This is a genomic window from Methanogenium sp. MK-MG (assembly GCF_009914725.1).
Classification (GTDB): domain Archaea; phylum Halobacteriota; class Methanomicrobia; order Methanomicrobiales; family Methanomicrobiaceae; genus Methanogenium.
The window spans coordinates 1-2690 of sequence record NZ_JAAAWJ010000134.1 but is presented as its reverse complement, the minus strand read 5'-3'; the positions used below and the strand labels follow the sequence as shown (position 1 = coordinate 2690).

Genomic DNA, 2690 nt, shown 5'->3' with positions numbered 1-2690 from the left:
CCTATTGAACTGCGTGAACGTTTCCTTTCCATGGCCGCAGGTATTACCTATCCTGTTCCTACTCCTGAGACCGGGTTTGTGATGATTGATCATGCCTTTAATGTGAAAGGAATTGGTACTGTTGTGCTGGGAAGTGTTGAAAAAGGAACCATTCATCAGCATGATACGGTCACGGTGCTGCCGGGAGAGATGACATGCCAGATTCGTTCGATTCAGAAACATGATGAGGATGCCAAAGAGGCATATCAGACAGACAGGGTCGGACTGGCGCTGAAGAATATCCCCGCTGAGGACCTTGAACGGGGTATGGTACTGACGACGGATTCATCCATACAGGTGACATCAGATATCAGTGGCAGAGCAAAGCTCGTACGCTTCTGGCCCGAACCGCTGCGCGAGGGTCTTGTTGTGCATATCGGTCTGTGGACGCAGTTTGTTAACGGGAAGATTACTGCTGTTGAGAATGATCCTGACTGGCATACCTGCTCTGTTGTGATTGAACTGGACAAGGATATTGCATATCTCCCGGGAGAAAAGGCTGTTATCCATTACCTGGATGGCGGGAAACTCAGAATTGCCGGATCAGTAATTCTGAAATGATTGACGTCGAAACCAAACATCTGGGGATGTTTGGTTTTCGTCTTATAATTCCGGACACTTTTTTACCTGAATAATGGTGAGCGCCGGATTGCATTTACTATTTGTTCAGACAGATATGCTCGCCTATTTTTTTAACATGGAAAAAATACGGGAGTCAGCAACAGGTTCATCAGACCTGCTATTATGGTGAGTAGTAACATGCAGCTCTGCTTAAAAGGCAAACCAAGTGTTTTTTCGTTTAAATGTGTGGGGGAATTATGTTAAGCATTTACCTGTTGGGAGTATAATGAATGTATATGACTTCTCAATCGGTTATGGAATCAGAACAGATTATTGCAAAGAAAAATGCCGGATATTTTGCTGCAGGACTGGTTGAAGACGGCATGGTTGTCGGACTTGGAACCGGGTCAACGGTGTTCTATGCCATGGAGATGCTGGCTGAAAAGATTCGGAATGGCATGAAGATGGTAGGTATTCCGACGTCATATCAGGCAGAGTGCCGGGCACGTGAATATGGGATTCCTCTTGCTACCCTGCATGATTATACAGAACTGGATATTGCAATTGACGGAGCTGATCAGATAGACCCCAAAGGCAATCTGATAAAAGGGAGAGGTGCTGCACAAACTCAGGAACGTTGCGTTGCTTCTGCATCACGTCTTTTCGTTGTTGTTGCGGATGCAGGTAAGAAGACATCCTGTTTATCAGCACCTGTACCTGTAGAGGTAATACCGTCTGCTGCCTCACTTGCAGCAAAAAGGCTGTGTGAAATGGGGGGTCTTCCCCGGATTCGTGAGGGAGTGAAAAAGGATGGGCCTGTCATTACCGACAATGGAAACTGGATTATTGACTGTACGTTTTCAGATATTACCGACCCGTTGGCCCTTGAGATTAAAATCAATAATATCCCCGGTGTTCTGAGCTGCGGTATATTTGCAGAATTTACCGGAAAAACAAAAATAGTTATTGGAAACAGAGAATCAGCTGAAGTAATGTTAATTTGAAATGGTCTGCTGATTCTGAAGGTGAATCCTGATCTTCTGGATCAGTTTCAGCTGATTTTCAACTTCTTCACGCTTGTTTTTCTCAATAAGATCCATTATTTCATTAATTGATTTTGACAGGCGGTATATCTTCACCGGCCTGCCTTTACTTTCTGCTTTTGATTCCCGGCTTTCAATCCATTCATTCTCTTTGAGAGTACGCATGGCAATGCTGACTTCCGGCTGGCGAAGGTCACTACTGCGTTCAATCTCCCGTGAGGTTGCTTCTTCTGTCATCGCAAGATAAATAAGCACCTTGGCAACATTCCGTTTTAATCCAATTTCAGTTAGAAGATCTGAAAATTCTTCGTCTTCTTCGGTGAAGACCATTACTTTTTCCATTCTCATATTTCTCACCGAGAATACAACTTTAATTATTCAAAATACTATAAATACATTGTTGTATGTATTGTTTGGATAAATATTCGCGAAATGGTTTAAAAAAATTAATATTAATGCTTAAATCAGGCCCAGATTCGAAAGATCTGATGATATTTTATTAACAGCCCCTTTAGCATCTTCTGGCTGTTTTCCACCTGTAATGATCAGTTTTCCTGATCCAAACAGAAGGACGACAACCTTGGGTTCTTCAAGCCGGTAGACAAGTCCAGGGAATTGTTCTGGTTCGTATTCAATCTGGTCAAGATTAAATCCAACTGCAATTTTATTCAGATTGATTGGTGTTCCAAGATCTGCTGATGTAACAATATTCTGAATTTTATATTCAAGATTCTCGTATATCTCGATATTCAGTTCTCGCAGACGATTTCCCAAAATTTCTAATCCCCGTGTAAGACTGTCAACACTCTTTGCACCAGTAAGGACTACTTTCCCGGAACCAAATACGAGTGCTGCAATCTTTGGATCCTGCATCCGAAGGACTACGCCGGGAAATCGTTTTTTATTGTATTCAGCGTCTTTAATCTGAGATGAGACCACCTGGAGATCAAGAGACTCTGCGATCTTTGCAGACGCAACGATATTTTCAATTTTCAGAGAGTCCTCTGGATTGCGCTTCGTCTCAATTTTCAGAGAGTCCTCAGAATT

General features: G+C 42.8%; 4 protein-coding genes. 2 read left to right on the top strand and 2 right to left on the bottom strand.

The window, feature by feature from the left end; genetic code table 11:
• Both MKMG_RS11235 and rpiA read left to right on the top strand, forming a co-directional pair.
• On the top strand, positions 1–600 hold a 600-nt coding region (locus MKMG_RS11235; protein ID WP_254059178.1), incomplete at its 5' end, for an EF-Tu/IF-2/RF-3 family GTPase.
• A gap of 314 nt (positions 601–914) precedes the next feature.
• A complete protein-coding gene (gene rpiA, locus MKMG_RS11230) occupies positions 915–1604 on the top strand; it encodes a ribose-5-phosphate isomerase RpiA (protein ID WP_165078027.1) in 690 nt (229 codons plus the stop codon).
• Here rpiA and MKMG_RS11225 read toward each other — a convergent pair.
• Both MKMG_RS11225 and MKMG_RS11220 read right to left on the bottom strand, forming a co-directional pair.
• Positions 1596–1991 (bottom strand): helix-turn-helix domain-containing protein, encoded by a 396-nt coding sequence (locus MKMG_RS11225; protein ID WP_165078025.1) that lies wholly within the window; start codon positions 1989–1991, stop codon positions 1596–1598. The genes rpiA and MKMG_RS11225 overlap by 9 nt on opposite strands.
• 111 nt (positions 1992–2102) lie before the next feature.
• Positions 2103–2669, bottom strand: a complete 567-nt coding sequence (locus MKMG_RS11220) for a TATA-box-binding protein (protein WP_165078028.1) — start codon at positions 2667–2669, stop codon at positions 2103–2105.
• Positions 2670–2690: the final 21 nt, after the last annotated feature.